We start from the raw sequence: 2,713 nt of genomic DNA on the forward strand, positions 1-2,713 counted from the left end.
AGGCAACGCAATGGCGGCCAGCCAGGGGACCGGGTCGGCCGCCGGGCGTTTAACGCTGGGTCAGATCGAAGTGGCCGTTACCCAGCATCGGGTCCCACTCCTGATCGGTCAGATCGTCAAAGGTGCTGCTGAACTTATCCCAGTGATTCTCTTTAAGGTAGCCCTGTACCGCCTGCGGCAGCTTGTCGAACACCAGCTCATCCTGAATGGCAAACAGGCTGTCGGCCAGCGTCAGCGAACGGATCTCGTACAGCGTCCAGCCGTACTTTTTCAGTAACAGATGGTGCAGCGCATCCCTTCCTCTCAGCGCAGAGTAAAGAGACGCATTTTTAGTGCGGTATTCGTCCAGCAGACAGTCGAGGGAGAACAGCAGGAAGGCGCGGTTGTGAATTTTGATCCGGTCATCCGGCTCAACATCCTCGTCGTTGGTCAGGCCGCGAACTTTCGCAATCCGGTCTTTGATTTCCTGGAACAGATCGCCTAAACGTTGTGTCATATAACCCCCTTGATGACCAGACGATAATGCCAGGCTGAGATCCATGCCTGGGAGAACTGCCAGCGGGATTTTTGCGCCCCGCTTGTTAACAGTTTACATCAGAATGTTAAATTGTGTGGTGTTAACAGCAGATAACTGTCTGATGTCGGTATTATTTTCTGTCCGGGATCACAGAGCGTACACTTACGGCTGGCGACCCCCGCATCCGCTACGCGCCTGGTGGGCAGGTGGGCATTAAGAGCCATATGGGGCAGACGCTAAGCCAGGTTTGCCGCTTCCGTGCCGTTGCTGTCGATCACCACCGACGGGCGCAGGTAAATGGTGTTCTTTTTATTATCCAGCGCGTTGCCGTGATAGTTCCTTTCCTGGAACAGCGTGGTGTCGTCGCTTGCCTGCGCATTGACTTCAAACCAGAACGGGCCGCTCTGTTTGCTGAGCTGCACAGCACCGCCGGAGCTGCTGCGGCCGCGCCCCTCTTTCATCATATAAATGTAGCCGTAGCCGTCGTTATAGAGGTTATTGGCAGTGTTACCCGAGTACTCAATCAGCGTATCCTGATTCAGCGGGAACATATCATAGGCTTCATAGCGGCCCACTTTGAATTTCCAGTCCTGCTCTCTGCCAAAGAAGAACGCGGCATCATCGAGGTTCATTGAGCCGGTCAGGTCGGCCAGCGGCTGCACGGTAAAACCGGCAAAGTTGCGGTTTTCCATCAGCCGGTAGCCGTCCAGGCCAATCAGGATGCGCCCGTTTACGTCCCAGCGCTCCGCATCACCGGCTTTCCAGTCTTTACCGGCGCTGGTACGCAGCGAAGTTAACTGCCCGGTGCGGCTGGCGGCATCGACGTTAAATTCAACGTCACCGTATAATTTAAGGCTGCCCTCCGGTGTATCAAAGGTGATCCCCGCCACGGCCGGAACGCTGAACAGGGTTAATACACAGAGGTAATTTCTGATATTCATGTTAACTCCATTATTATTTTAGATTAACTACATACCCACAGATATCCCGCTTAACCCGTTTATTCGGGTTAAGCCTGTAAAAAATAGTTCTCCGAGCGCAGAATAAAATCGTTATGGCTGTCTGACTGACTTAATTTATCAATCACGTCATCATCCAGAATATTGGTCAGGTAATCATAGATCAGCATACTGTCGGCAAACGCATCCCCGCTGATGGCCAGCATAAAGACCAGCCTGACAACTTTGCCCTCATCCCATTCGATGCCCTGTGGGAATATCGCCACCGCCACCACCGTACTGAGCGCCACCAGCCCCATCGGATGGGGGATGGCAATTTTATCATCCAGCAGCGTCGAGGCGCGCGCCTCACGCTCCATTACCGAATCCGCGTAGCTGGCATCCACCCGGCCACTGCTCTGCAGCTGCCCGGCCATCATGGCAATCAGCGCGGCTTTGTCGTAGTCCGCATCGCGAATGATGGTGAAATGTGCCGCCGGGAACCAGTTGCTCATCGCCTCCGGCGACGGTCTGGCCACGGACAGCAGCGGCTTAATGCTCTCCAGCTGGCCGCGATCGGGCAGCGGTGACAGGCTGATGGTTCGCGGGTGCTTCTCTTCCACTTTCGCCAGCGTTAGCACCAGGTCCTCCTCCACCTGCGCCAGCTGCTGATAGCGGGCCACAGAGAGGCAGCGATTAATCAGAATGTTCGGGTACATACGGATAATCTTCTGGCACACCAGCCGGGTGGCGGCGTCTCCCTGATCGCTGACCAGCAGCGCGGTGACCGGGTGCTGCGCGTCCCTCGACTGCGTCTCCTCCAGAATGGCCCCGATATGCATCACCAGATAACCGATCTCGTCGTCGCTGATCGGCCCGCTGAACCACAGATCCAGCTCGCTGAACGCCGCCAGCGTCATTTCATAAATCAGCGGGTAGTGGCGTTTAATCTGTTCAATCAGCGGATTGATAATGGTTATGCCGAAATTCACCCGAATACGCATCGCGGTAATGTGTCTGAGCAGGTTTTCCCGCGACAGATCGTCATAGTTCAGCTCACAAAACCAGGCGCTGCTGATGTAGCTGAGAAAATGATTCATCACCGCCTGTTCGGCCACGTACAGGCAGGCGTTGCCGACGGTAAAACCGCCGTACAGTCCGCCCAGCGGCGGCATAATCGGGTAGGCTTTCAGCAGCGCCACCGTCATCGCACCCAGCGCACCGGCCAGCACGTTAAGCGGGATTCAACGCGCCGGAT

General features: G+C 55.7%; 2 protein-coding genes and 1 pseudogene. All 3 read right to left on the minus strand.

What is annotated here, in order from left to right:
• Positions 1-49: 49 nt before the first annotated feature.
• A complete protein-coding gene (locus NV64_RS16615; RefSeq protein WP_158239902.1) occupies positions 50-496 on the minus strand; it encodes a hypothetical protein in 447 nt (148 codons plus the stop codon).
• Positions 497-789: 293 nt separating this feature from the next.
• Positions 790-1,458, minus strand: a pseudogene (locus NV64_RS16620) (carbohydrate porin); the annotation flags it as partial.
• Positions 1,459-1,526: 68 nt separating this feature from the next.
• A complete protein-coding gene (locus NV64_RS16625) occupies positions 1,527-2,687 on the minus strand; it encodes a PTS sugar transporter subunit IIA (protein ID WP_233209015.1) in 1,161 nt (386 codons plus the stop codon).
• Positions 2,688-2,713 lie beyond the last annotated feature (26 nt).

Origin of the sequence: Erwinia sp. B116, from assembly GCF_002865965.1 — a bacterium.
GTDB lineage: Bacteria > Pseudomonadota > Gammaproteobacteria > Enterobacterales > Enterobacteriaceae > Erwinia.